The sequence below is a fragment of the Metabacillus litoralis genome (genome assembly GCF_007994985.1).
Classification (GTDB): Bacteria; Bacillota; Bacilli; order Bacillales; family Bacillaceae; genus Metabacillus; species Metabacillus litoralis.
The window spans coordinates 143,251-165,891 of the sequence record NZ_VOQF01000001.1 but is presented as its reverse complement, the minus strand read 5'-3'; the positions used below and the strand labels follow the sequence as shown (position 1 = coordinate 165,891).

Below are 22,641 nucleotides of genomic sequence, written 5' to 3'. Positions count from 1 at the left end.
TAATGAATTTTTTTAACGAGTGTTGGTAGTGACGTTTCTTACAAAAGTAAGGAACGTTTTTTTATTTAGGTTGAAAATTCGTAGTGAGAATGAAAAATTAAAGTAAACCAAACAAAAATTGCAGCTCGAGATAATTTTTTAAATATTTTTTTAAAAAACACGCTACCCGATTTGTTTTTTTCTATATATACAAAATGGAAAGAAACTTACATAAAAAAGGTAGTGATGATAGATGGCTTTATATCGAATGATACGTTGTGATTTTTGGGAAGATCTAGAGGTATCAGATGTGATGACGATAGAGGATAGGTACTTTTACTTTTTTCTTCTAACAAATTTTAGAACAACTCAAATTGGAATTTATAAAATATCCCCAAAAAAGATATCAAGTGATACAGATCTTTCGATTGAGAAGGTTCATTCACTTGTCGATCGTTTCGTTAATCATCATAAGTTAATCCGATACAATCCGGCAACTAAGGAAGTTGCCATTAAAAACTGGGGGAAACATAACCTGAATAAGGGTGGAAAACCTATGATGGATTGTATTAAATCTGAATTAAAGCAGGTAATTGATATGTCGCTTATTCCATTTATCTCAGAAGGAATTGAGAAAAAGGAAATGCGTAGTCTTTATGACGATTATTATAATAAAAACAATGTCAATCAATATAGCAGCAATCCAATTGAAGAACATACAAATCAGGACTCAAAAAGTGAGAATTTAGATGAAAATGAATCTGTCATTATTTCTGCTACAGAACAAGATCAACAAGAAAAAGATAATAATTCCAAGGCAGAAAGTGATAGTAACATAAAACAGCTTCCACAAAAACAAGAAACAAAAGGTGTGAAGGAAATTGTTGAGTTTTGGGACAATAATGGCTTTGGTGTGTCTAATATGAATGCTAAAGAGCAGCTGTTATCCTGGCTTGATGCTTCAAATTTTTCACAACCGAAGAAAGTGATCTTAAAGGCTTTGACAATAGCTTGTGCGAATAATAAGCGGAAATTAAACTATGTGATTGGCATTCTTAAAAACTGGGATCATCAATCATTGCGAACGGTTGAAGAGATCGATTTATATCAAGAAAAGCAAAATAAAAATCAAAAGCAGAATACATACAATGAAAAAGCTGGAAGGGCAATACCTGGAGAATTTGTTTTAGATATAACAGCAGGTGAAGATGGATGACTATCGCAGAAAAAGCATTTTTAGGAAGCTTGATGAAGGCAGAGTATCTTCTAAAGGATACTGTTATTAGGCCTGATCAATTGGAAGGCACAATACATAAAGAATTAATGCGTAGAATGGTGGAATATCATCAAGGCGGTAAAAATATCGATTTAATCTCGTTAACAACTTTACCAGATCTCAATTCCTTCGGTGGGATGTCTTATCTTTCTGAGCTGTTATCATATGGTGATGTAGAGAGGTTTGAAGGAATTGAAAAGATTATTCTTGATCTTTGGAAAGAGCGAGAAAAGAAAAACATCTTAACAATCGCAAATATGAATGATTGGGATATATCTAAGGTTATTACTAGCCTGGATAAAATTAATCAAAGTAAAATTGATGATCACACGTCCCTACAACATGCGTTGTCTTCAATCTATGAAGCACCATGGGAGGATCAAGAAATCTTACATCATGCAACAACTGGTATTAAAAAACTTGATGAAGTAACAGGAGGATTTCAAAGCGGAGAAGTGACAATCTTAGCCGCAAGACCATCGATGGGGAAAACAGATGTGATGCTTCATTTTGCGAAAATGGTGGGATGGGATGGGTATTTGCCACTTGTTTTTTCGTTAGAAATGCCGGGAAAATTAATCACCAAACGATTAATTGCTTCAACAGGGAACTTTAATCGCTCAAAAATGCGAGATCCGAAAAATATGTTAACAGCTACTCAAAAAAATAAATGGTCAGACGTTATTCATGACTTAAATGAAACAAATATCCACATCTTTGATGGTGCGGGACAAACAGTTGCTGAAATGAGAGCAAAAACGAGAAAAATGATTCATCAATACCCAAATAAAAAACCAATTCTTTTTATTGATTACTTAACACTCATTTCTCCTAGTGATGTTTACGGAGGAAATTCTCATTTACAAGTAACCGAAATCTCAAAATCTCTCAAAATGATAGCAAAGGATTTTGATTGTCCTGTGATTTGTTTGGCCCAATTAAACAGGTCAGTCGAAACGAGAGCAAACAAACGACCGATGATGTCGGATATCAGGGAATCAGGCAGTGTTGAGCAAGATGCGGATGTGATTTTGTTTCTTTATCGTGAAGCTTATTATGACAAAGATGTTCAAGATCAATCTCTAGAAATCATTGTCTCTAAAAACCGAAATGGTCCTGTTGGATTTATTAAAGTACATTACAACGAGCATACAGGGAAGATTGAGGATCAAAAGAATTAGATTATAACTAAAAAATATTGTTTAAAAATGAAGATAAAATGTATTTAAAATTCTAAAGTAGTGAGGTGCTTTAAAAAATGCTTGTAAAAGAACTATACTTACAATCCCTTCAGCTGGAAGAATCTCCATTAGCGCATTACATATTTCATTTACTTAAAGAGAAGAAAATTTCTTTAACTGACGATATTTCACAGTTGAACTTTGATGAAGCAGATCATCAAAAAGTAGGCGAAATGATCGAAAATAATGTATTAGGTTTTCATAAAATTGGCATTTATTCATTAAAGCTGAAGCATAATGAATATGTGTTTATCTTTGCAAATAGCAAGCAAAGAGCTATTCAATTTTTTACAGAAACATTTGGACACACTCCAGTGAATTGTCATGAATATTCACTAGATTATGAACTTACTAGAGGAAATGATGTGATTTCGTTTCGAAAGATGAGAATGGAATTTGAACGTTTTCCTGTTGTAGCGGGGTTTTTTAATAGGGTTGGGTAGCAAGTGGGGTTAGATTACAAGCAGAGTGTCGAATGAGAAGAAGTTGTTTATAAGGAAAGGATTTTTAAAGATCCTTTCCTATTAGTTATTCTGCGAATTTGATCAAAAATTCCAATTTTTAGTTGACGAAAGTTGATTTATAGTGGTATTATTTGCTAAATAGTAATCATTACGAATTGGGAAGGTGAGGTTATTTAAAGAGTGGTTTATTTTTAGTTTTCAAATCGTAATAAATACGATTGTTGTTCATAGCTTTGAAGAAGTTTTAAATATGATCTGCAGTGAAATAGGAAAAAGTATAGGAAAAAAAGAAGTTTAATAGAACTTGTCTTAAACTAAGAGATAAGTATTTTCTTCAAATCGTAATTGTTTCGTTTTATTGTGACAGAATGTTTTTGTTCATTAAAAATTCAAGTTAGTAAGTTTAGTAATTATTGTTTTATTTAGCTAATAATCCAATATGTGAAATGACTGTTCGTGAAGCAATATGGTATGCGATTGATAGAGAAACTTAGTAAAGATATTTTTAATGGTACAGAATCAGTCGCTGATACATTAATTGCAGGCTGCGCCTATATTTGTGATCGAGTGATTATTTTTAAAGAAGGAAGTATAGAAGAAATAGTTAAAATTGAACACTTAAAGAACGTAAAATCCTTTTATGCAAGAAAATTATTGCAATCATTGATCACGTTTTAATCAGGTTAATGTACTGATAGATTTGGAGGAGAAGAAATTTTGAGTGGAGCTTTGTCTTGGCCCTTTCTACGATTATATCTTTTGGTGCTTCTTTATTTTAGTGCCAATTCTATACTAAATGTTATTATCCCTTTGAAAGGAGATTCCCTAGGAGCCACCAATTCAACAATTGGTTTGATTATGGGGGCCTATTTATTTACAACTATGTTTTTTAGACCCTGGGCAGGTCACATTATTCAAAAGTATGGTTCAATAAAAGTATTACGAATTATTCTTATTGTAAATGGTTTTGCTTTAATATTATATACGGTAACAGGGCTAGGTGGTTATCTGGTTGCTCGTATGTTACAAGGCGTATCAACAGCATTCTTTTCAATGGCATTACAGATCGGAATTATTGATGCTCTGCCAGAAAAAGACCGTTCTCAAGGGATATCACTTTATTCTTTATTTTCTTATATCCCAGGTATTATTGGTCCATTATTGGCACTAGGTATTTGGCAAGGAGGGATGGAATACTTTGCAGTGGTGATGATCGGAATTGCCATCTTTACTGGAGTTGTTGGATATAGTGCCAAAATGGGTAAACAGGAAGCACAGACTGCTACAAACAATTCAGAGCAAGGTAAAAATATGTATCATTCTTTTGGCCATCTAGTGAAAAATCCATCTTTGTTTACATGCAGTGTTCTTATGTTAGTTGGTTCAATTATATTCGGTGCAACGACGATCTTTATTCCCCTATATGCTGACGTGATAGAAAACGGAAATGCTGGAATTTTCCTTATGATCATAGCAGGAACTGTTGTCTTTTCTCGGTTTACTTTAAGAAAGAAAATCCCTTCTGATGGAAAGTGGCATCCAGGTTTTATAATGGGTATGATGCTTCTATTAGCAACGGGAACACAATGTGTGAGTTTTGCTATAAATGGTGGAGCTAGCTTTTTTTATGCTGGTGCATGTTTAATTGGAATAGCGCAAGCTCTTTTGTATCCGACGCTAACAACCTATTTAAGCTTTGTTTTACCACAGGTGAATCGAAATGTGTTACTAGGTTTATTTATAGCTATGGCTGATCTTGGTGTATCTCTAGGAGGAGTAATGATGGGACCTATAGCCGATATGTCATCATACTCAATGATGTATTCGATTTGTGCTGGGTTAGGCGTAATAATGATTGTATTTATATATTTTCGTAGAAATATTATTAATGGATAATATGGGGATTTACAATGAAGACTAGGAGTGCTAACTTTTACATATTTTCACTGATGTTTATTGATGAAAAAATCATCAAACAAGAGCTTGGAATTTAACGATTGAAGATATAAATAAGTAGTATAATGATTGAGGAAGTATGTAATTGATTAAATTTGGAGGGATTTGGTTGGATAAACGGTCGATTCTTGAGGAGAAATTTGAAAGTGAACAATTAAATAGCTTACTAGAATGGCGTTGTGAACCTAAGAATTGGTTTGTTGATCCAACTAGTTCTCAATTGGTTTTACAAACCGATCAGGAAACAGATTACTGGCAAAAAACACATTACGGCTTTGAAGCAGATAATGGTCATTTTCTTTATACGAATATAGATAAAAATTTTAGGATGACCACAAAGGTCAAAACTTTTCCAAAGTCAAAATACGACCAGGCAGGGTTGATGATTCGTTTTTCAAAGGATGTTTGGGTTAAAACTTCTTTAGAATATATAACGAATACTTTGAGTAAATTGGGTACAGTAGTAACAAATCATGGATATTCTGACTGGTCGACACAAATTATGGAGTCTAAAGAGATTGACTTATACTTTAGAATATCTAGGATTGCTCATAATTGTTATGTTGATTTTTCCTTTGATGGAGAAGAATGGATGCAAATACGGCTAGCTCACCTGGATATTCCTTGTGACTCAACAATTTCAGCTGGATTATTCGCATGCAGTCCCAAAGGAAAAGATCAAACTGTGCGTTTTGATTTTCTTACGATCGAAGAGCTTTCTTCTGATCCAAATGAAGCTTATCTTTAACAAGTACATATTTAAGAGCGTTATAATTGCACGAAATGACTGAAGTTAGACAAACTCTAAATTTAAGTATTTTTTTTGTAGGTATAAATATGACAATGGGAAATTTCAAACAGAAACAAATAACTAGTTGAGAAAGAACTTTTCTGCTCACTGTTTGAACATCGTTTTAGTTAATTAACTTAGCTGAACTACTATTTATATATAAAGTATCAAATCACTAACCTAATATCTACTGGAGATTCTTTTAATAAGGCTCTTTTCTGAACAATTGTTGCTATGTAACTAAAAATTTGGAATGTAAATAGTGTTTTTTCACTATAAGGGTACCATTTTATGAAGAAAAGATGCCACTAGACTTTATACAATGCTAATTGCTTTAGGTATTTTAAAGCAACAAAGTTTGCGAAAACAGCCTTTAATAAAAGGCTATGTTAAAGCTTAATGTTGATTTTTAAGCATTTTGTTGATTGTAGTGAAAGGCATGAGACTCCTGCGGGAGAAGCCTGTCAAAGGGAGACCCCACAGGCGCTTGCGCCGAGGAGGCTCCCGGACCGCTCGCGGAAAGAGAATGCCTGTAACGGAAATCAACAACAAAGTTTAACTGAAAATAACCCACCACTGAGATATTTCTTTTAATTGGGTGAGTTACTTCAAATAAAGTTTAAGTGAATCTGAAATAATTGAACCAAGAGGTTTGTCCATTCTGCCGAACAATTCTTAATATGAGTTGTTTGGTGTATTCGTGTTACCTTCATTTTCTAACTTCATTAAATGAATATCTCTTACAATTTGAATAAGAGAACGGAAAACCATCAGGAAACTACCAGCGATAAAAAAGGAAATAGCGTATACTTCGTTAAATTTTGATAGAAAAAGAATACTACCGGTCAAATATAATAATCCTTGAAGAATATTATTAAGGTAGTAAACCATTTGATAACGATTTTGGATGACCATGTTCTTTTTTCCTAAATGAATTTGAATCGTTTCTTGATCAAGTGTTGTTCGATTTTTTAATTTTTTAAACATTTTATTCACCCATTTGCAACTATAGTATTTTAATGTTATTTACCTTTCTATGCTATGATTAAAACATAGAATTAACTAGCACGAAGTAACAAGGGTTTCACTTCTCTTATACTGTTCATTAGATTAAAAAAATGCATCATGAAGATTTGTTTTGAGTCGGAATTTTCAGCTGTTTTTCTACACAGTTACCTCTTCATTTTAGTTTGCTTGATTAAATAATTGACAGTTGTAACAGCAAGTAAATGCGTAGTATATCTATTATTTTTATAAGGGGAAATTTTCTGCTAAAAAACGATGAAAAATCAAATTTTATATTATTTGTATTCTGTTAATAATTCTTACCATTGATACTGAGTCAACAATAATTTAGTGATATCATAAAGATAAGGAGGTTTATAAAAATGGATACAATTATTTTTGATGTTGATGATACATTATATGATCAAGCACAATCTTTTCATAAAACGGTAAAAAAGCTGTTTCAAGAGCCCTTTTCTGACGAAGAAATTGATTCTTTATATAAAGCTAGTAGAAAGTATAGTGAGATTTTATTTGATAAAAGTGAAAATGGTGAAATATCACAATTCGAATGGCAAACAGGACGAATTATTTCTGCTTGTAAAGACTTTAATATCCCGATTGATACGGAAAAAGCGGCTGTTTTTCATGAAACGTATGTTGTTGAACAAAATAAAATTACACTCTTTCCGGAAGTGGAAGAACTATTAAATGCACTTTATAAGGAAGGTAAACAGCTTGGGATTCTAACCAATGGTGAGGAAAAACATCAAGCAATGAAAATTAAGCAGCTCGGTCTTAGTCGCTGGTTTCCTGCAGAAAGAACCTTTATTTCTGGGAGTATTGGTCATGCAAAACCGAAAAGAGAAGTGTTTGATTTTATTGAAGAAAAAATGAACCTTGATCAAACAAAAACAATTTATATCGGAGATAATTTTGAAAAAGATATTATCGGAGCAAAACAAGCAGGTTGGCAGGCGATCTGGATGAATCATCGCAAAAAAGATATACCAACCAATGCTACCTATAAACCAGATGAAGAAGTACATAGTGCAAAAGAGTTATTGAATTTATTTGTAAAAAAAGCCTGAAGTATATTTAAGAGCTGATCTGTTATGGAGTTTACTATTTAATTATCTGACCGTCTGGTGGTAACTAGCGGTCTTTTTTAGTATATGGATATAGTAAGAATAACAATAACCTAAAAGAATAACTAATGAGATTTGTTCAAGTATGTATGAAAAAGACATACAAATTTTAATAATACAATTCCACTAATCGGTGTGTTCATTTTACAATGAATGCATTTTTTTATCACTGAAAAAGGGATTTAATGTTAAAATTTAGGGGCAGGTATTTTTAGTATTTCTTCTAATTAGCACGATAATAATTTAATTTTTAGGAGGGGGATTATGAAAGCATATAGTAAATGGTCAATAATCGCTATATTTTTTGGATTGCTTTCTTTTGGATTAAACTGGATAATAGAAGGTTATTATGAACCCATTGTACTTATAGGAGCACTTTTTTTATTGATAGGAGCTTTATTCAGTATTATAGCAATCTCTAAGAAGGAAAAAGGTCGTATAAAATATATATCGCTCGCTTTCTTTTTTATTATCTTATTTTTAGTTAGTTGGTATGAGCCATTTCAATTTATTCGGATAATAACTTGGCTTAAAAATATTACTTAACAAACGGTGTTGAAGCTCAGATTGCAAAACCAATGAAGGATTTGAGCAATGCCGAGAAATAATAGAATTAAATGAGTTATTTATACGGTAGTAATCCAAGATAAAGGTTAACGTTTGTAGCAAGTATAGGGTGCGAGTTTACAATAATGTTTCTTATTCTGAGGTAACGAAGTAGTTAAAATGTGTAGCTAAAGGAGAAATGCATGAACTTAGTATTGTTATTATTAATTCTAGTTTTAATAATATTTCTAACAGAAAAATTGACATACAAAATACTTGGAGTGCAAAAGAAAAAAATTGCGGAAACACGTGGTAAAAATATAGACCGTTGGGGTAGAGGTATTATACTTGTTATCTTCTTATGTACATTATGGTTTGTGATTAATCAAGATTCTGATACCATCATGAAGTTGTATTGGATGGTTTATTTAACATTTTTATTAGGTTTTCAGGCTGTACTTGAGTTTATCTTTATAAAAGATTCAAAGCAATATCTCGGGACAGCTATATTCCTGATATTGGGTCTCATTATCATATATAATTTAGATTACCTCTTTTCTATAATGAATTAATTAAGGCAGTCGTTGGTTTTAGTGAAAAAGGAGGGAAGATATTTGAGTAGTGATGGTTCCTCAAAATTAGCAAGATGGAGAGAGAAATATGGGTCTTTAGTTATTGCGTTATGCTGTTTATGCAGCACAATAACAAGCTGGGGGGATAACTGGATTCTTACAGGTATTTTACTATTGGGTGTTTTGATTTGTGGAACGATAGGAATCTTGATATAAAGCGAGTACTAGAAAATAAGGATTAAGAATCTTTTTTCCATTATATAGTAATAGTAACTTTATTAATCTATGTAACTGTGTGCTTTGCATTAGGATCAAGGTAGTTATAATTTCCGACTAAAGGAGGGATTTTGATTAGCATAATATATCTGTAGTTTTAGCTTTATAAAAAGATTATAAAACAAACCGTCAAGGATTGGTGAGTTAGAAAATGAAATATTTTTTTATTAGAGCTTCTTCAGGCATTGTCATTTTGTTATTTCTTTTATTTGTAGCACCTAATTTTAATATAGATTGGGTCCAAGAGGGAAATCCAAAAAGAATATTCGCTGTGCCGATTGCTTTAGTTGGTGGTTGGCTGAGTTTGTATTTTTATAAGGTAATAAAGAAAAATTGAATGTTTGTGAAACGATTTACATAACCGAGCAATAATTATCAAAAATATTAATGTACATTTATGGTTGGAATTATTATACGTGGGAAAAACGGTATTTAAGATTTCTAAGTTTCAAGATCAATTAAGTATTATAACAGTTCAAAATAACCTTTAGTTTTAATAATCAGACTTCTAAAAGGCTAAAACGTTGATCAATCAAGTATACATAAAAGATAAAAAACGAAAAGTAGCCAAGCCTTTACTATAAGGGTTTGGCTATTTTAATATCTTCATATAATATTATTATGTTAACTAGATTTTAAAGTGTACATTTGTTCCGCTGGGGCAGTAAAGTTAAAGAAAAAATGGTAAAATTAGTATAAAATAGATAATAGGCTTAGGGAGGTTAAGCTAATGTACGTTAAAATAATGCGATTCATTACTTTATATATGCTTGCTGGAATTGGATTAGGTCTCATTGCAACATATGCTCCTAGTGCAACTCCAATTGTTTATTGGTTATCAATTATATTATTGGGCATTTGTTTTGGATGCCTATTATATTATTACGGTAGTAAACTACGAAAAAAAACAAAGTGAAGAATAGTTTCAGGCCAATTATTTTAGTGATGCTATTACGTTAAAAAAGAGGAGAGCCTCTAAATTTGAAAACAGAAAATAAGGTAGCCACCATTGTAGTGTGTATTATGTTAATTGCGGCTTTCATAAAATTTTCCGAAGAGGAGGATGTGTGGGATTTAAACGAAAAACGTTTAAAAGAAGAAATCCTTTCCATAGAGGAATCTGTTGAAAAGGTGAATTTATTAGATGTCACCCCGTTTGAGTGGGATGTTGCCTATTCATTTAATCCCTATACAAGTAATGAAGATGTATTTGAAATGGTTGGGTACAAGTGGGATGACATTACCGAAACCGTCAATGAGGGTATGAACCAAATCGTTTTTATGAAGGATGAAGAGGTCGTTTGTTATGTATACGGATATCCAGAGGATAATGGGTACGGTCTTTATTTTCATACACTGATGCTTACATCTGATTCGCATTTGGTTTTTCAGGTAGACAGGAATAGTGGGTTAAATTATCTATATCGTGAATAGAAAATGAGATGTAACAGTTAGGCAAGTGAAAGTATCATTAAAAATAAGGTACTAATTTGCCTTTTGGGTGTTTTTGTTTTATAAGATATGACATTTTCATTTATCAGGTGCTTTTCTTAAATACATACGATTTCAGGTGATATTATGTTAGGCTCATTTTTTATATATTTTGTATTGTTTTTTGTTATTGCTAGATTAGTTAGTTTTATAGGTAGTTTCGAAAGGATGCCAACAGTAAGAACTACATCAAAGAGGGATGCGATAGTAGCAGCTCTTATGGCTTTATTATTTGTAGCAATAATATAAACACTCTTCACATACCTAAAGTGATATTGGTTCAATTTAAAGGACTGGAGGCAGAGTCTATGTTTTACGATTTACAAGGTGATACTGATATGACACCAATTGTGGGAATGTTATTTTCAGCTGTAAAAGAAAATAGTCAAAGGCTACAATATATAACGAATGACATGTCACATGAAGAAGTAGATTACAAAGGGCCAAATGACAAATTTAACAGTACAGCTCAGTTGATAAATCATATCATGTTTGTTGACCTTAATTGGATTTTTAGAATAAAAGGAAAACCACTTCCTGCTTCGTTTAAAAAACAATTTGGTCCAATGATAGATGAAAATAATAGGTTACCGATGATCAAAGGAAAATCTATAGATACACTTATGGATGACTATAAAGAAGTATTAAACATGTTGAAAGATACATGTACACTATTAACTGATGACGATTTAGCTTTAGTTGTTACTTTTGGACATTGTAATGAAAAGAAAGCAACCATTCGATGGGGGCTATGGCATATGGCTGACCATAATCGTTATCATCAAGCTCATATCAATCAGCTAAGAAAATGGTATAAAGAATAAGTCTATTTTCATTGTCACTTTGTTTTTAAAGGTCTCTCATTGTTAGAAGGACAAGAATATATTGATAAGTTAAAAATGGATGTTAAATAATACTTATTTAACTTATAAGGAGAATCAATTAGATCAAAAACAAACCATCTTAAATGAAATTTTGAAATGATGTATTAAGGTAAAGAGTGCACTCCTCCAACAAGGGGTGCATTTTTCTATGTCAACAAAAAGGAAATTAATGTTAAACTAAAAGAGCAGATTACTACATTACGAAAAGAGATGGTGATATGTTCAAAAAAATAATGAGACATACTTGGAATACTCTTTCAGGGGTATTTGTATTGTTATTTTCAATTTGGATGAGTGGTCCAGGAATAGGTGAAACAAACACACCAACTTACAGATGGTACTTTATGTTGTTATTTGTGTTGTGGGCAGTCGGGTTTCTATTACAGTTTAAAGAACGAACCAAGTTTATCGGAGTTTTTCTAACGTTTATTCCATTCGTACTTTATTTGGTGTTTTATCTAAGAGCAGTAATTCTCTAATGTGAACTTATACTTTCAAAAAGAACGTTCTAGGATAGCTTTTATGCCCTTATTACTACTATCTCAGGATCGGTTAGTCCAATATATTCAAGCTGCTCCACTTGGAGTGGATACCAATAATTAAATTGTTAACTCGATAATAATGTTAGACATCTTTTTAGTAATTCAATTCCTTTGCTAAGGGATTTAGATCTATTCTTTCAAAATGAGGATTCCAACCCTTAAATGAAAATGCATTAGGAACAGAAACTAGCAAAAGTATATGTTAATCTGCAGCAATATCCAACTAACGGTGCAGGTTACTGGAATAACCTGGGTTTAAATTATTGTATTATTTAGGTGGATTATGAGGTGATAATTTGTATTCAGTAATTATATTTTCTATGATTTTTGTTATTATTGTATTTTTAGCAATGGCTAAAACATTAAAAGATAATCAAAAAAAGTAAATTACTTAATAGTAGTTATTGTGCGAACGGTTGCGAGTGTTCAACAAGAACAGTTGCTTTTTCACTAACGGCACAGTTTAGTGCAATTAAGGTATATTATTTAGTTCTTGATATGGAAGTGCATACGTGATAAGTTATTGGGAATTATTGGATTAATTAATGTGTAGGGAGGATTTGTAATGGCAGCTGAAGTAGCAAAAGAAAGAGCGACATTAAAGGAATCAGGTATTATTGATGCTCGCTCATTAAAGAGGTCACATAAAAGGTTGGCAGAAATATTACAACCTAGAATGACTGTACTCGATATTGGATGTGGAACAGGAGCTATTACTTCTGGTATCGCAGAAATTGTAGGTCCAAATGGACGTGTAATCGGAATTGATAACAATCCAGCATTAATTGAAAAGGCACGTCAAAACTATAAAAATATTCCGGGGCTAACCTTTGAAATTGCTGATATTTATAATCTCCCATTTCATAATGAGTTTGATATTGTTACTTCCGCAAGGGTTCTTCAATGGCTTGAAAATCCACAAACTGCTTTAAATCAAATGGTTCAATCCACCAAACATAATGGTCAAGTTTTAGTGCTTGATTATAACCATACAAAAATATCTTGGGAACCAGACATTCCAGAAACTATGCAAAACTTTTACGATGCTTTTTTAAAATGGCGTTCTGATGCAGGTATGGACAATGAAATAGCTGACCATCTTACAAAGATGTTTGAAGAGTCTGGGCTTACAAATTTAAAAGTTACTGTTCAAAATGAAATGACAAAACGTACAGATAATGACTTTCAAAAACATATTGAAATCTTGGCTGGAGTTGCTTCATCTAAAGGGATTCAAATGGTCAACGATGGAACTATCACTGAAAGTCAACGAGCAAGAGCTGAGGATGATTTTAGGAAATGGATAAATGAAAGAGCAAAATCTCAAGTAATGTATTTATTGGCAGTAGAAGGAACTAAAAAGAGTAATTGAATTTGTTAACCGGTATTTTTTAAATATTTGGTAGAGCACTTTTTCTTCAACTAACGGCGTGCAAGAGTTAAAGATCAAGACGAAGCAGTAGCTCTTTATGTTGATCGAAGTAACGAAGCAGAATACTTGAAGAGGAAAAATATGTAGTCGAGAGAGGAATGAACAATGATTAATCAAGAAATGAATATCATAGTTTCAGGTTGTGATAAAAATGGATTGAAATTTATAAAAAGGAAGAACAAAAAATGAGAGATATATTCAATGATAAACTTGTTCAAATTCACCATATAGGAAGTACAGCAGCCCCATACTTAAAAGCTAAGCCAATCATCGATATAATGCCAGTAGTTAAAAACATTAAAAAAAGTTGATAAATTTAAGAAAAATGATTGAATTAAGTTACGAGCCGCTTGGAGAATTAGGGATTATAGGAAGAAGATACTTTCGAAAGGGCGGAGAAAACGGAACACACCAAATTCAAATTCATATTTTACTCAGTACGATAATGAATACGAATTAGAACGCCATATTGCAGCTCTGATTACCTTATTTCCCATAAAGAAGATATGGTTGAGTACGGTCAGTTAAAAGAAAGACTTGCCCAACAGTTTCTAAAGGATATTGAAGGGGTATTGCGATGGGAAAAATGATTTTGTGCAAAATTTGGAACGGAAAGCAATTGAATAGTATCGAAGTAATGAAAGGTAGAAAATTTCTCTTGCTAAAAAAATGAAAACAACTATTACTAATAGGAAGTATTGTTTTTAATGGTTCTAATAGGAGCATGCAGGTCATCTCTTCTCTTCTAAATTTCGTGAAAGCTATATGGCTAGTTTTGGTTATCTTTTGTTCAATAGGTTTGGTGCATTCATAAAGGATTTCCTAATAAAGAGGTCAGATTAATAATTTCCCTTGTTAAATAGGAGGTTAAGATGAGCAATAAAGCAATCTTTAAAAAGAAGATAATAGTTTCATTGATATCTATCGTTATTTCAATTTTGATCTTACCATTAATTTTAGGAGAATATGGAAATAGTTTCATTCAGGATTATTTAGGACTGATTTTGATATATAGTCTATTCGCTTCTCCTTTTATGATCCTTCTAGGGATACCAGTCAATATAATTACTGGTTTCGTTTTGAAGAAGGTTACTCGTTTTAAACCATTTATTAATCTACTACTTCATAGCGTACCCGCCTTAATAATAGGAGTAATCTTGTTTAATGAAGAATTCTTTTTAATTTTCATACCAGTTTTTATTTCTTCGATCTTTTTTGTGGTAGACACTCTTGTTTTTCTTAGAGAATCAACAAGTAAGAAAAAATACTTTGTATTAATTGTTCCATTTATCTTTTTACTGACTTTATTAACGCCAAACTTAATTGATAAATGGCAATTTTCTCAGATTCAGAACGAAGAGTTACCCCTGGTTGAACTCGATGTGAATGGTGAAGTCGTTGAAGTAACACCAAATACATGTTGGGATTCAGACGGTAGCAACGGTTGTCCAGTCGATAACAAACCTTATTTACTACCAATTGATCCTATAGGGATAAACGAATTCAATGTTGAGAAAGAAGCAGAAATAAAGACAAGGGTACACATACCAAATTCAAAAAGGGATTATTCAATCTCAGTTTTCTATATAGATGGGAAAAAGATAAAAGATTTAAAAGTAGAAGGAAATGAATTTTTACTACCTACACATATACAAGAACAAGTTGTTAAAGTATATATTACAATGGACAATTCACAAAAAGTGTCCTTTCAGTTTGGGATTAGGACTGGAAACAGATAATCTCTGTTTATTTTGGTAGAAAGTTCAAGAAACATTATACTTGAAGGGGGAATCATATATATATGTTGAATATAAAAGGTTAAATAAGTTAATAGAACAAGCTAAGAATCCTAATGGAATCATAGGATCATTAATGTTGAGGATAATGAATACCGCTCACACTAATATGAACAAATGGGCTTTAGAGGAGATAAAAATGAAAGAAGAATCGGTTGTGTTGGATGTAGGGTGCGGTGGCGGGAAAACAATACACATTACTTTTGGTCTGATTTAGAAAAGAGTGTAAATGAAGTTTGTAGAGTATTGAAACCAGGAGGCTGTTTTATAATTACAGCCGAATTATACAAAATAAATTATCATATGAAATCGTATAAAACAAAAGTGGAAATGGAGCAATTGTTTAAAAAGACAGGGTTTGCTACGGTTAGTTTTTATGAGCATGCAAATAAAAAATGGATGTGTATTAAAGGAATAAAGGAAAGTAAATCTACTAACTCAAAGTGATTTTTTTCAAAAGTTGATTTTTAAAACCTATATTGTGAAATATTACACTTAAACAAACGGGTGCATTCCTTCAACAAAGGGTGCTTTTTTCTATGTCAACAAAAAGGAAATTAATGCAAACAAAGAATCCAGTAGAGTTGAGATAGGGGAAAAGAATGGATAAGGAAATAACAATTGAAGAATACAATTCAAATTGGTCTAAACAATTTGTCGAAGAAAAAGTAAAACTAGAAGAAATCTTAGCTGACAATGTTATATCAATTGAACACATAGGAAGTACATCTATTGTAGGGTTAGCGGCTAAGCCGATTATAGATATTGCTATTGGAGTAAATGATTTGGATGTAGTTGACAAATTTATAGATCCATTAAAACAAATAGAATACGAATTTGTTTACCATAGAGAGTTTCCAGAAAGACGATTCTTTAGAAAAGGACAATGGAGAGCGGGTACACATCATTTGCATATTTATCAATTTGGGGGCGAAGAATGGAACAATCAGATTTTGTTTAGAGAGTATTTAATAAATAATCCTGTTGTTTTAATGGAATACCATCAACTAAAACTTGATTTAGCGAGAAATTATCGTTTTGACAGAGTGGCTTATACAGAGAATAAAGCACCTTTTATACAAAAAGTTCTGCTAGAAGCGAAAGAAGAATAATCAAATTTTTTTGTGCAAACGGATACGAGTGTTCAATCAGAACAGTCGTTTTTTTATTATCGGAGCAGGTTTGTTTAATTGCTTTTAAATGACCGAGAATCAGTGCTTAATAATAAACCTTTAGATCAATTTCAAAATAAAATTACAAAAATATTAGTTTTTAACTTAAACAAAAATTTCAATATGCTTATAGGGGTTGTATATGAAAAAGTTACAGTTAATAATAGCACTTCCCTCTAGTATACTTTTTTTGGTTTCTTACTTACTAAATAATTATTTATGTTTGTACATTTCACTTGGTGGGATCTTGATAACCATAGTAATTCGGATTATCAGGATAAATAAGAGAGGGCATGTGTTTGGTCATCCTGATGCTGAGATATATGATTATCACATTGAAGAAGTCGATATTGGAGAAGATGAAGGATAATAAGTTTCACTTTGAAATTACTAATAGTGATGAAGTATCTGTATATTTGATGACGTTCGGAATGCCCGCTTTAAAGGGGGAGGCATTTTTCTTATTCAACTAAGTAAGCATTTACTTTAAAAAAGTATGACAATTGATAAAGAATAAGGGGTATTTGCACAGTGTAAAGAATTTTTTAAGGTACATCCCAAAAATTTGAGGTCTAAATATGAAACTTGAATTTTATGATTTAGATTCTTTAAATGAAATAGAGTTAAAGGTTACGGTAATTAGTGCTATTTATAAGGGGAAGTGGTGATTCATTAAATGTAACGTGTGTTTCTTCAAGAAACAGTTACTTTTCACTAAAGGTGCAGAATAGTGGAAGAAGGAAAATAATCAATATAGATAGAATTATTAGGAAAAATCACGTAACGGAGGAAATATATGAAATTTGTTATGATATTTGGACCCCAAGCAGTTGGGAAAATGACTGTAGGACAGGAATTAGCTAAATTAACAGATTTGAAACTTTTTCATAATCATATGACCATTGATTTACTTTCACCTTTATTCGGTTTTAATCCGGAAATGTGGAGGTTAGTTAATCAATTTCGAAAAGAAATATTCGAGGCTGTTGCAAAGAGTGACTTAGAAGGCTTGATATTTACCTATCTGTGGGCGTTCGATATGCAAGAAGATTGGGATTATGTTAATGAAGTTTATGAGTATTTGAGTCAAGAGGAGGGACTGTTTATTTGGTAGAACTTGAAGCAGTGTTGGAAGAAAGACTTGAGCGAAATAAAAGTCCACATAGACTTGAACACAAGCCAACAAAAAGAAATGTTGAATGGTCAGAAAAAGAACTAAGGGAGACACAGGAAAAGCACAGATTGAATTCATTTGAGGGTGAGATCAAAAAAGAACATTATTTAAGAATTGACAATACAAATTTGAGTCCACAAGAAGTGGTGAAAATGATAAAAGAACAATTTAATTTATAATTAAATATCCAGGGGCATGTTCTTCAACTAAATGTGAGCGAGTGTTCTATAAGAACATTCGCTTTTTCACTACCGGAGCAGGACAGGTTAATTGAATAGAATTATATTTAAGAATCATATCTTCAAATTAGAGGTGTTTTTTTAGGAGAAGCTTCCATAAGAAAAATTCCATATTGATTATTAATAACTATTTATTGACAAACGATAAATTATGTTCTAAGATAAAACCAACTTATCGTGTGTGTTTTTATGTGAAAATGTTGAATTATAGAATATATTTTAAAGGAAGTGGTCATCATTGGATTCTCAATAATTTTTTTACTGGTGATAGGCATTATTGCAATAACTTCAATTATTATTCCAATTATATCTTTTTTAAAAAAAGGGAAAGGGAAATCTCCGCGAAGAATTTCTTATACAATATTAGCTTTGTTGGTTTTGCACTGGGCATTTTTCTTATCTAACGGTTACACTTTATTACCAACAAATATTGCAAATGCCATTTTTATGCCAATATGGTTAATGTTATGCGCAGCAGGATATGTCACAGTTGTATATGAATTTAAAAACAACAAAGGTTTTGCCCTCCCAGTTGCTGGCTTAACAACAATAAGTTTGTTATTTAGCATTTTCATTAACGGTATATCAAAAATGTAAATCATTTTTATTCAGTTAGTGAGGCTTTAAAATTGAAGAGCTAGTATAACCCTACTTATACAACCAACAGTCATCTAAAAAACTAGAAAACTGTTGATAAACAAAGATGTAAAAAATCATCTATAACGTTAACAAAGAGTCAAATCCTATAGCTATCAAGGGTTTGGCTCTTTTACTAGTTACTAGCTTTCTATAGTTGGCTCTATTTAAACTATTTTTTATAGGTCTCTTTAATTCTAAATATGTTAAAATAAGTTAACAATATTTGGGATTTAAGGAGGGGCAATTAATGAAATACATAAAGCCATTTTTAGTATTTGAATGGATTACAATTTTAGGAGTGTCAACGGCAGCTTATATACGGTTGGATTTTCCCTTTTATATTTGTATAAGCTTCGTTTTATTAGGAATTTTCCTTACTCTTTTCTTTTCAAGCCGCTATGAAAAGAAAGAAGAAAGGATCAATAATTCCAAATGAATTTTGCATTTAAGAATATGTTTAGATTATACATCTGATTCAATGGAAGTTGTTGAACTAACGGTGCAGTTTAGCTAAAGAAGAATAGAATAAGAAGTATTCGGTATTATTGTGAAACAAGTACAGAAAATGTACATCTAATGGATTAAATGGAGTTTCAATATTGAAGAAAATCGCTCAATTTATATATATGAAACATACTTTTTTACATTTAGTGAAATTAATAGAGAATCTATTCAAAAGGGACCAGGTCTAGTAATATCACCTACTGAAGAATATACAGCTAATGCTTTTTATGAACCACATGGTGGTGCAGCAGGTGGTGTTAATTTAATGGTGGAAATTACAACCAATAATGAGAAACATAAAGGTCAAGTTGTTTATTATAGTGATGCAAAAAGTAATTTTGCTATGGAGTGGCTGAACGAGGATACATTGTACATTTTAAATGATGAACCTGATGTTCCAAATTCAAATAGAAGTATAGAACTAGAAATTGGTAAAGAGATTTATCATAGAAATGGTTTGGCTTGTAAAAGTTTGTTAATGAAAGACGAATATGAGACTTGCTACCAAAACTAACTTATAAGTTTTATAGGGGGGAGTTTTATGAATTCAACAAGAATAATGCTATTGGGAATAAGTATTATGTTATTAGGTGCAATTATTACACTAGATACTACAACCACAACAAGGGGTGGACTTTTAATATATCCAGGGTTTTTAGTTGTTTTGCTTGGTTTCTTTTATGGCTTCTATAAAAAGGATTAGAAACCTGAAAGTGTCGGACAGAAAAGAATAGAAGCTATACAATAAATTTATAAAGAAAGTTTTAAATTGAGGATAATAGTATGAATAAAAAACGGAGAATTGTTATTTTTATCATAGTAATAGGCATTTCAATATTGGGGATTTTTGGTTTTAACTATTTTGATAAAAGTATAAATGGTGATCCCGAAAAGAAAAGAGATACAGCACAAATATTGAAAGGAAAAATGCAAAAGAAATACGATATTGTTATCGAAAATAGCGAAGGCTTTTATACACACACTGTTGGTTATGGGGCAACCTTAACAACTGAAAGTGGGATCATTTTTGATGCGTGGAACCGACCAAATGACATTGTGGATTTTTATATGGAAGAACTGTGGAATAAAAAGGGTTTGGATAAATGGGGGTATGCAGAAAAGTTTATTGAAGGTGTAGAGGAAATTACCCTTAATATTGGTTATCGTGAAGAAGCAAGCAGAAAAATAAGTCAGCTTGCTAAACCTATTGAAGAAGTAAAAAATGATTTATGGATAACCATTTATGTTGATTTGAAAGATCCTTTTAGGGAAGAAAAAGCAATAGAAATAGAGAAAGGTATATTTAATTATTATCAACAATTGCTAAAAGATAATGGGGAAGGCATCGAGTTGATTGTTAGGCATGATGAAAACTCTCAAAAACAAGAAACAGGTTCTTATATGATCGTAAGAGATACAAACGGGAAAATCCCTACTATTAGAGATATTGACAGTATTTCAAACACTTTTTTTGGAGGCTAATTCACTTGAAAAACGTTTCAAGATTTAAACCAGAGTATGTGACAAGCTCGTTAATCGTCATTGTTAGCAGCATTTTATTATTAACACTATTTACTGGTACAACATCAATAACAGAAATAATTACATATAGTTTAATTATTGTATTTCTTGCTTTTTTAACATCAGATATTAGGAGAAGCTCAAATAAGAAGAAATCACCAGCTGCTGCTTATAAGTATATTTTATTTATATTTCTGTTCTCGTTTTTAACGATATTTTAAATAGCACATATTCAATAAATGAAAGCAAATTATAACAAAGGATTCGCTAGTAAAAAAGCAGGTTTGTTTACGAATCAGTTAGGAATATTGTGACTTGGTTAATAGGGGATGTTTAATTGTTAAAGTTTTTGCAAGTTATTTTTTCAATAGCGGTTATTTCACTTGCAGGGTATGCATTGATTACTGAGGATTTTAGATTTCAACCATATATGATTTTATTGTTAGGTGTAACGATGTTGATAATGGGATTAAGAGAATTTCAAAAAGGCCAAAAAGTTTACGGCTGGTTAGTATAGTTGTATTTATATTTGTTTTATTTGTATCAATAAACAGTTTCATATTGAAGTAACCGGTGCGGGTCAATAAGAACTTTTAGGTAATGCTTAGGAAATAATGAGGTAAGACTATTAGTTTTATCTTTATATAATACCATCCGAATACTAAGAATTTTGCAAAGGGAGGAGATTAAGTGATCAGTTCGCGAGAAAAAGCACACTATTTGCAAGCCCGGATCAAACGTGATGTTGCAAATCGCAAGAGGATAAGAATTATATATGGTTTCCTTATTGTAATGTGTACTTTTGTTTTGTTAGGTGTAGCTTTTACTTTTCTTAGAATATTTTATGCTACAGATCTTTATCATGCATTTATTTATGATTGGATAGGAACTGCTTTTTTGTTTTTGGGAGGAATAACCCTACTTCTCTTTATAATTTATTTTAGCTCAGTAATCACAATAAAAAATCCTCAAAAAATAAGTAGAAATAAGGTATTTTTATGGGCAGGCACAGGAATAATTTCTCTCGTCACAAGTGTTTTCATTTTTCAAGAATTAAGTTCTTTAACAATTAATAGTGTGGGAGATATGAAGGATTACTCAAACGGTGTGATGAAAAGAGATGATCTTAAAGTTGTGGAGGTATATACCGGAAGCTCAACAAAAATAGCGTTAATCAAGACGGAGGAACAAGAACTCTATCTGCTGGATCAAAAGGTATTTAACATAGAAGAAGGTAAAACATACAGCTTCACGTATTTGGAACGAACTGGAAACATTTTAAATGTTGAAACGAAGTGACTTCATAATCACTTAAAGCAAAACAGGTTTGTAAACATGGGAAGGAAAGTCCATATGAAGAATGGGTTTAAAAGGTTAATATACATATTTGGTGCGATTATTATATTCTTTTTATTAATAGTTTTAGCTTTTAAAATAATCGGTATCCTTAACAAGAAAGATCAAGACGAAGCAATAAAACAAACACAACATTATTTAGCTGAAAACTATCAAGATATAAGTTATGAAATACAAGATATTTTGTCGTCCACTGACTTTAAGCATTATGGCTATTTTGAACATGGAGTAACAGTTGAAAACACTAATACAAAAGATACCTTTTTAGTATTTTATGATAAAAAAATGAAGCGAATGGAAGATTCGATTAATATCGATCAAGAAGAGGAACATTTAGAACGTGAAATAACACCGCAAATTGAAAAATTTATAAAAGAACATTTTGGAGATACAAGATATATATATGTTAGTTATGACGTAGCAATAGGAAAACCTCTGGTTGTTGTAAAGTTTAATGAAAATCATAGTGATTTAACACAAACCGATTTTGATACATTTATTACATATTTAAAAGAAACAATAGATCTCAAACACGCAAATGTAATCGTTGATTATTGGACTAGAGATTTGTCCTTTAATTTAGAATATTAATTTATGTGTAGAAACCCCAATAGGTTAAAAACTCGAACTAAGAAGTG

The 22,641-nt window shown here is 31.6% G+C and carries 29 protein-coding genes and 2 pseudogenes; 30 read left to right on the top strand and 1 reads right to left on the bottom strand.

All coding sequences use genetic code 11. The features are described 5' to 3' along the window. Positions 1-232: 232 nt before the first annotated feature. The 6 genes from FS935_RS00860 to FS935_RS00835 all read left to right on the top strand — a co-directional run bounded on the left by FS935_RS00860 (position 233) and on the right by FS935_RS00835 (position 5,664). Complete coding sequence (locus FS935_RS00860) at positions 233-1,195, top strand: DnaD domain-containing protein (protein ID WP_240050772.1); 963 nt, start codon at positions 233-235, stop codon at positions 1,193-1,195. Next, the gene (locus FS935_RS00855) at positions 1,192-2,436 is read left to right on the top strand and encodes a replicative DNA helicase (RefSeq protein ID WP_146945643.1); all 1,245 of its coding nucleotides are present in this window, start codon (positions 1,192-1,194) and stop codon (positions 2,434-2,436) included. Before FS935_RS00860 ends, FS935_RS00855 begins: the two co-directional genes overlap by 4 nt. A 77-nt stretch (positions 2,437-2,513) precedes the next feature. Then, the gene (locus FS935_RS00850; RefSeq protein WP_146945642.1) at positions 2,514-2,939 is read left to right on the top strand and encodes a hypothetical protein; all 426 of its coding nucleotides are present in this window, start codon (positions 2,514-2,516) and stop codon (positions 2,937-2,939) included. 492 nt (positions 2,940-3,431) lie between these two features. After that, the gene (locus FS935_RS00845; protein ID WP_158638482.1) at positions 3,432-3,638 is read left to right on the top strand and encodes a hypothetical protein; all 207 of its coding nucleotides are present in this window, start codon (positions 3,432-3,434) and stop codon (positions 3,636-3,638) included. A 39-nt stretch (positions 3,639-3,677) separates the two neighbouring features. Next, positions 3,678-4,856, top strand: coding sequence for a staphylopine family metallophore export MFS transporter CntE (cntE, locus tag FS935_RS00840; RefSeq protein ID WP_146945640.1), 1,179 nt, complete (start codon positions 3,678-3,680; stop codon positions 4,854-4,856). Positions 4,857-5,025: 169 nt separating this feature from the next. After that, on the top strand, positions 5,026-5,664 hold the full coding sequence (locus tag FS935_RS00835; RefSeq protein WP_146945639.1) for a DUF1349 domain-containing protein: 639 nt from the start codon (positions 5,026-5,028) through the stop codon (positions 5,662-5,664). Positions 5,665-6,381: 717 nt separating this feature from the next. On the opposite strand, the gene FS935_RS00830 is transcribed toward FS935_RS00835, so the two are convergent. Then, a complete protein-coding gene (locus tag FS935_RS00830) occupies positions 6,382-6,693 on the bottom strand; it encodes a YrhK family protein (protein ID WP_158638481.1) in 312 nt (103 codons plus the stop codon). Positions 6,694-7,094: 401 nt separating this feature from the next. Here FS935_RS00830 and FS935_RS00825 point away from each other — a divergent pair, with 401 nt between their 5' ends. From FS935_RS00825 to FS935_RS00715, 24 genes and pseudogenes are all read left to right on the top strand, one after another. Then, a complete protein-coding gene (locus FS935_RS00825; protein WP_146945637.1) occupies positions 7,095-7,802 on the top strand; it encodes an HAD family hydrolase in 708 nt (235 codons plus the stop codon). A gap of 321 nt (positions 7,803-8,123) precedes the next feature. After that, positions 8,124-8,405, top strand: coding sequence for a hypothetical protein (locus FS935_RS00820; protein ID WP_146945636.1), 282 nt, complete (start codon positions 8,124-8,126; stop codon positions 8,403-8,405). Positions 8,406-8,608: 203 nt separating this feature from the next. After that, entirely contained in the window at positions 8,609-8,977 is a 369-nt protein-coding gene (locus tag FS935_RS00815) for a DUF4181 domain-containing protein (RefSeq protein WP_146945635.1), read from the top strand. A gap of 42 nt (positions 8,978-9,019) precedes the next feature. After that, positions 9,020-9,193, top strand: coding sequence for a hypothetical protein (locus tag FS935_RS00810; protein WP_240050771.1), 174 nt, complete (start codon positions 9,020-9,022; stop codon positions 9,191-9,193). A 211-nt stretch (positions 9,194-9,404) separates the two neighbouring features. Further along, positions 9,405-9,590, top strand: coding sequence for a hypothetical protein (locus tag FS935_RS00805; protein WP_146945633.1), 186 nt, complete (start codon positions 9,405-9,407; stop codon positions 9,588-9,590). Between the two features lie 393 nt (positions 9,591-9,983). After that, the gene (locus FS935_RS00800; RefSeq protein ID WP_146945632.1) at positions 9,984-10,169 is read left to right on the top strand and encodes a hypothetical protein; all 186 of its coding nucleotides are present in this window, start codon (positions 9,984-9,986) and stop codon (positions 10,167-10,169) included. A 65-nt stretch (positions 10,170-10,234) separates the two neighbouring features. Next, on the top strand, positions 10,235-10,687 hold the full coding sequence (locus FS935_RS00795) for a hypothetical protein (protein ID WP_146945631.1): 453 nt from the start codon (positions 10,235-10,237) through the stop codon (positions 10,685-10,687). 365 nt (positions 10,688-11,052) lie between these two features. Next, a complete protein-coding gene (locus FS935_RS00790) occupies positions 11,053-11,568 on the top strand; it encodes a DinB family protein (protein WP_146945630.1) in 516 nt (171 codons plus the stop codon). A gap of 278 nt (positions 11,569-11,846) precedes the next feature. Further along, positions 11,847-12,107: a hypothetical protein gene (locus FS935_RS00785; protein WP_146945629.1), complete on the top strand. Its 261-nt coding sequence runs from the start codon at positions 11,847-11,849 to the stop codon at positions 12,105-12,107. A gap of 628 nt (positions 12,108-12,735) precedes the next feature. Next, the gene (locus FS935_RS00780) at positions 12,736-13,542 is read left to right on the top strand and encodes a methyltransferase domain-containing protein (RefSeq protein ID WP_146945628.1); all 807 of its coding nucleotides are present in this window, start codon (positions 12,736-12,738) and stop codon (positions 13,540-13,542) included. Positions 13,543-13,787: 245 nt separating this feature from the next. Continuing rightward, positions 13,788-13,913 carry a GrpB family protein gene (locus FS935_RS24370; RefSeq protein WP_338036888.1) on the top strand — a complete coding sequence of 42 codons (126 nt, stop codon included), beginning with the start codon at positions 13,788-13,790 and terminating at the stop codon, positions 13,911-13,913. Between the two features lie 561 nt (positions 13,914-14,474). After that, positions 14,475-15,341: a hypothetical protein gene (locus FS935_RS00770; RefSeq protein WP_146945627.1), complete on the top strand. Its 867-nt coding sequence runs from the start codon at positions 14,475-14,477 to the stop codon at positions 15,339-15,341. Positions 15,342-15,399: 58 nt separating this feature from the next. Next, positions 15,400-15,845 (top strand): annotated as a pseudogene (locus tag FS935_RS23790) (hypothetical protein). A 155-nt stretch (positions 15,846-16,000) separates the two neighbouring features. Next, positions 16,001-16,510, top strand: a complete 510-nt coding sequence (locus FS935_RS00760) for a GrpB family protein (RefSeq protein WP_146945626.1) — start codon at positions 16,001-16,003, stop codon at positions 16,508-16,510. Between the two features lie 307 nt (positions 16,511-16,817). Beyond that, entirely contained in the window at positions 16,818-16,940 is a 123-nt protein-coding gene (locus tag FS935_RS24130; RefSeq protein ID WP_275669547.1) for a hypothetical protein, read from the top strand. Between the two features lie 426 nt (positions 16,941-17,366). Beyond that, positions 17,367-17,923 (top strand): annotated as a pseudogene (locus FS935_RS00755) (DEAD/DEAH box helicase family protein). Between the two features lie 946 nt (positions 17,924-18,869). Then, entirely contained in the window at positions 18,870-19,058 is a 189-nt protein-coding gene (locus FS935_RS00745; RefSeq protein WP_146945624.1) for a hypothetical protein, read from the top strand. 144 nt (positions 19,059-19,202) lie between these two features. Beyond that, positions 19,203-19,640, top strand: coding sequence for a DUF5412 family protein (locus FS935_RS00740; protein ID WP_158638529.1), 438 nt, complete (start codon positions 19,203-19,205; stop codon positions 19,638-19,640). Positions 19,641-19,667: 27 nt separating this feature from the next. After that, positions 19,668-19,829: a hypothetical protein gene (locus FS935_RS23280; RefSeq protein ID WP_158638480.1), complete on the top strand. Its 162-nt coding sequence runs from the start codon at positions 19,668-19,670 to the stop codon at positions 19,827-19,829. Between the two features lie 80 nt (positions 19,830-19,909). Then, positions 19,910-20,608 (top strand): hypothetical protein, encoded by a 699-nt coding sequence (locus FS935_RS00735; RefSeq protein ID WP_146945623.1) that lies wholly within the window; start codon positions 19,910-19,912, stop codon positions 20,606-20,608. A gap of 5 nt (positions 20,609-20,613) precedes the next feature. Continuing rightward, entirely contained in the window at positions 20,614-20,868 is a 255-nt protein-coding gene (locus FS935_RS00730; protein WP_146945622.1) for a hypothetical protein, read from the top strand. 116 nt (positions 20,869-20,984) lie between these two features. Then, a complete protein-coding gene (locus FS935_RS00725; protein WP_240050770.1) occupies positions 20,985-21,164 on the top strand; it encodes a DUF3953 domain-containing protein in 180 nt (59 codons plus the stop codon). Positions 21,165-21,337: 173 nt separating this feature from the next. Continuing rightward, positions 21,338-21,946 (top strand): hypothetical protein, encoded by a 609-nt coding sequence (locus FS935_RS00720; RefSeq protein ID WP_146945621.1) that lies wholly within the window; start codon positions 21,338-21,340, stop codon positions 21,944-21,946. A gap of 54 nt (positions 21,947-22,000) precedes the next feature. Beyond that, positions 22,001-22,594, top strand: coding sequence for a hypothetical protein (locus FS935_RS00715; protein ID WP_146945620.1), 594 nt, complete (start codon positions 22,001-22,003; stop codon positions 22,592-22,594). Positions 22,595-22,641: the final 47 nt, after the last annotated feature.

Bases quoted from the DNA above. Each gene is read 5' to 3' on its own strand.
- FS935_RS00790 (WP_146945630.1), top strand. From the start codon at position 11,053: ATGTTTTACGATTTACAAGGTGATACTGATATGACACCAATTGTGGGA.
- FS935_RS00855 (WP_146945643.1), top strand. From the start codon at position 1,192: ATGACTATCGCAGAAAAAGCATTTTTAGGAAGCTTGATGAAGGCAGAG.
- FS935_RS00815 (WP_146945635.1), top strand. From the start codon at position 8,609: ATGAACTTAGTATTGTTATTATTAATTCTAGTTTTAATAATATTTCTA.
- FS935_RS00820 (WP_146945636.1), top strand. From the start codon at position 8,124: ATGAAAGCATATAGTAAATGGTCAATAATCGCTATATTTTTTGGATTG.
- FS935_RS00760 (WP_146945626.1), top strand. From the start codon at position 16,001: ATGGATAAGGAAATAACAATTGAAGAATACAATTCAAATTGGTCTAAA.
- FS935_RS00845 (WP_158638482.1), top strand. From the start codon at position 3,432: ATGCGATTGATAGAGAAACTTAGTAAAGATATTTTTAATGGTACAGAA.
- FS935_RS00735 (WP_146945623.1), top strand. From the start codon at position 19,910: ATGAATAAAAAACGGAGAATTGTTATTTTTATCATAGTAATAGGCATT.
- FS935_RS00715 (WP_146945620.1), top strand. From the start codon at position 22,001: ATGAAGAATGGGTTTAAAAGGTTAATATACATATTTGGTGCGATTATT.
- FS935_RS00825 (WP_146945637.1), top strand. From the start codon at position 7,095: ATGGATACAATTATTTTTGATGTTGATGATACATTATATGATCAAGCA.
- FS935_RS00745 (WP_146945624.1), top strand. From the start codon at position 18,870: ATGAAATACATAAAGCCATTTTTAGTATTTGAATGGATTACAATTTTA.
- FS935_RS00805 (WP_146945633.1), top strand. From the start codon at position 9,405: ATGAAATATTTTTTTATTAGAGCTTCTTCAGGCATTGTCATTTTGTTA.
- FS935_RS00770 (WP_146945627.1), top strand. From the start codon at position 14,475: ATGAGCAATAAAGCAATCTTTAAAAAGAAGATAATAGTTTCATTGATA.
- FS935_RS00860 (WP_240050772.1), top strand. From the start codon at position 233: ATGGCTTTATATCGAATGATACGTTGTGATTTTTGGGAAGATCTAGAG.
- FS935_RS24370 (WP_338036888.1), top strand. From the start codon at position 13,788: ATGAGAGATATATTCAATGATAAACTTGTTCAAATTCACCATATAGGA.
- FS935_RS00780 (WP_146945628.1), top strand. From the start codon at position 12,736: ATGGCAGCTGAAGTAGCAAAAGAAAGAGCGACATTAAAGGAATCAGGT.
- FS935_RS00830 (WP_158638481.1), bottom strand. From the start codon at position 6,693: ATGTTTAAAAAATTAAAAAATCGAACAACACTTGATCAAGAAACGATT.
- FS935_RS00800 (WP_146945632.1), top strand. From the start codon at position 9,984: ATGTACGTTAAAATAATGCGATTCATTACTTTATATATGCTTGCTGGA.
- FS935_RS23280 (WP_158638480.1), top strand. From the start codon at position 19,668: ATGAATTCAACAAGAATAATGCTATTGGGAATAAGTATTATGTTATTA.
- FS935_RS00785 (WP_146945629.1), top strand. From the start codon at position 11,847: ATGTTCAAAAAAATAATGAGACATACTTGGAATACTCTTTCAGGGGTA.
- FS935_RS00850 (WP_146945642.1), top strand. From the start codon at position 2,514: ATGCTTGTAAAAGAACTATACTTACAATCCCTTCAGCTGGAAGAATCT.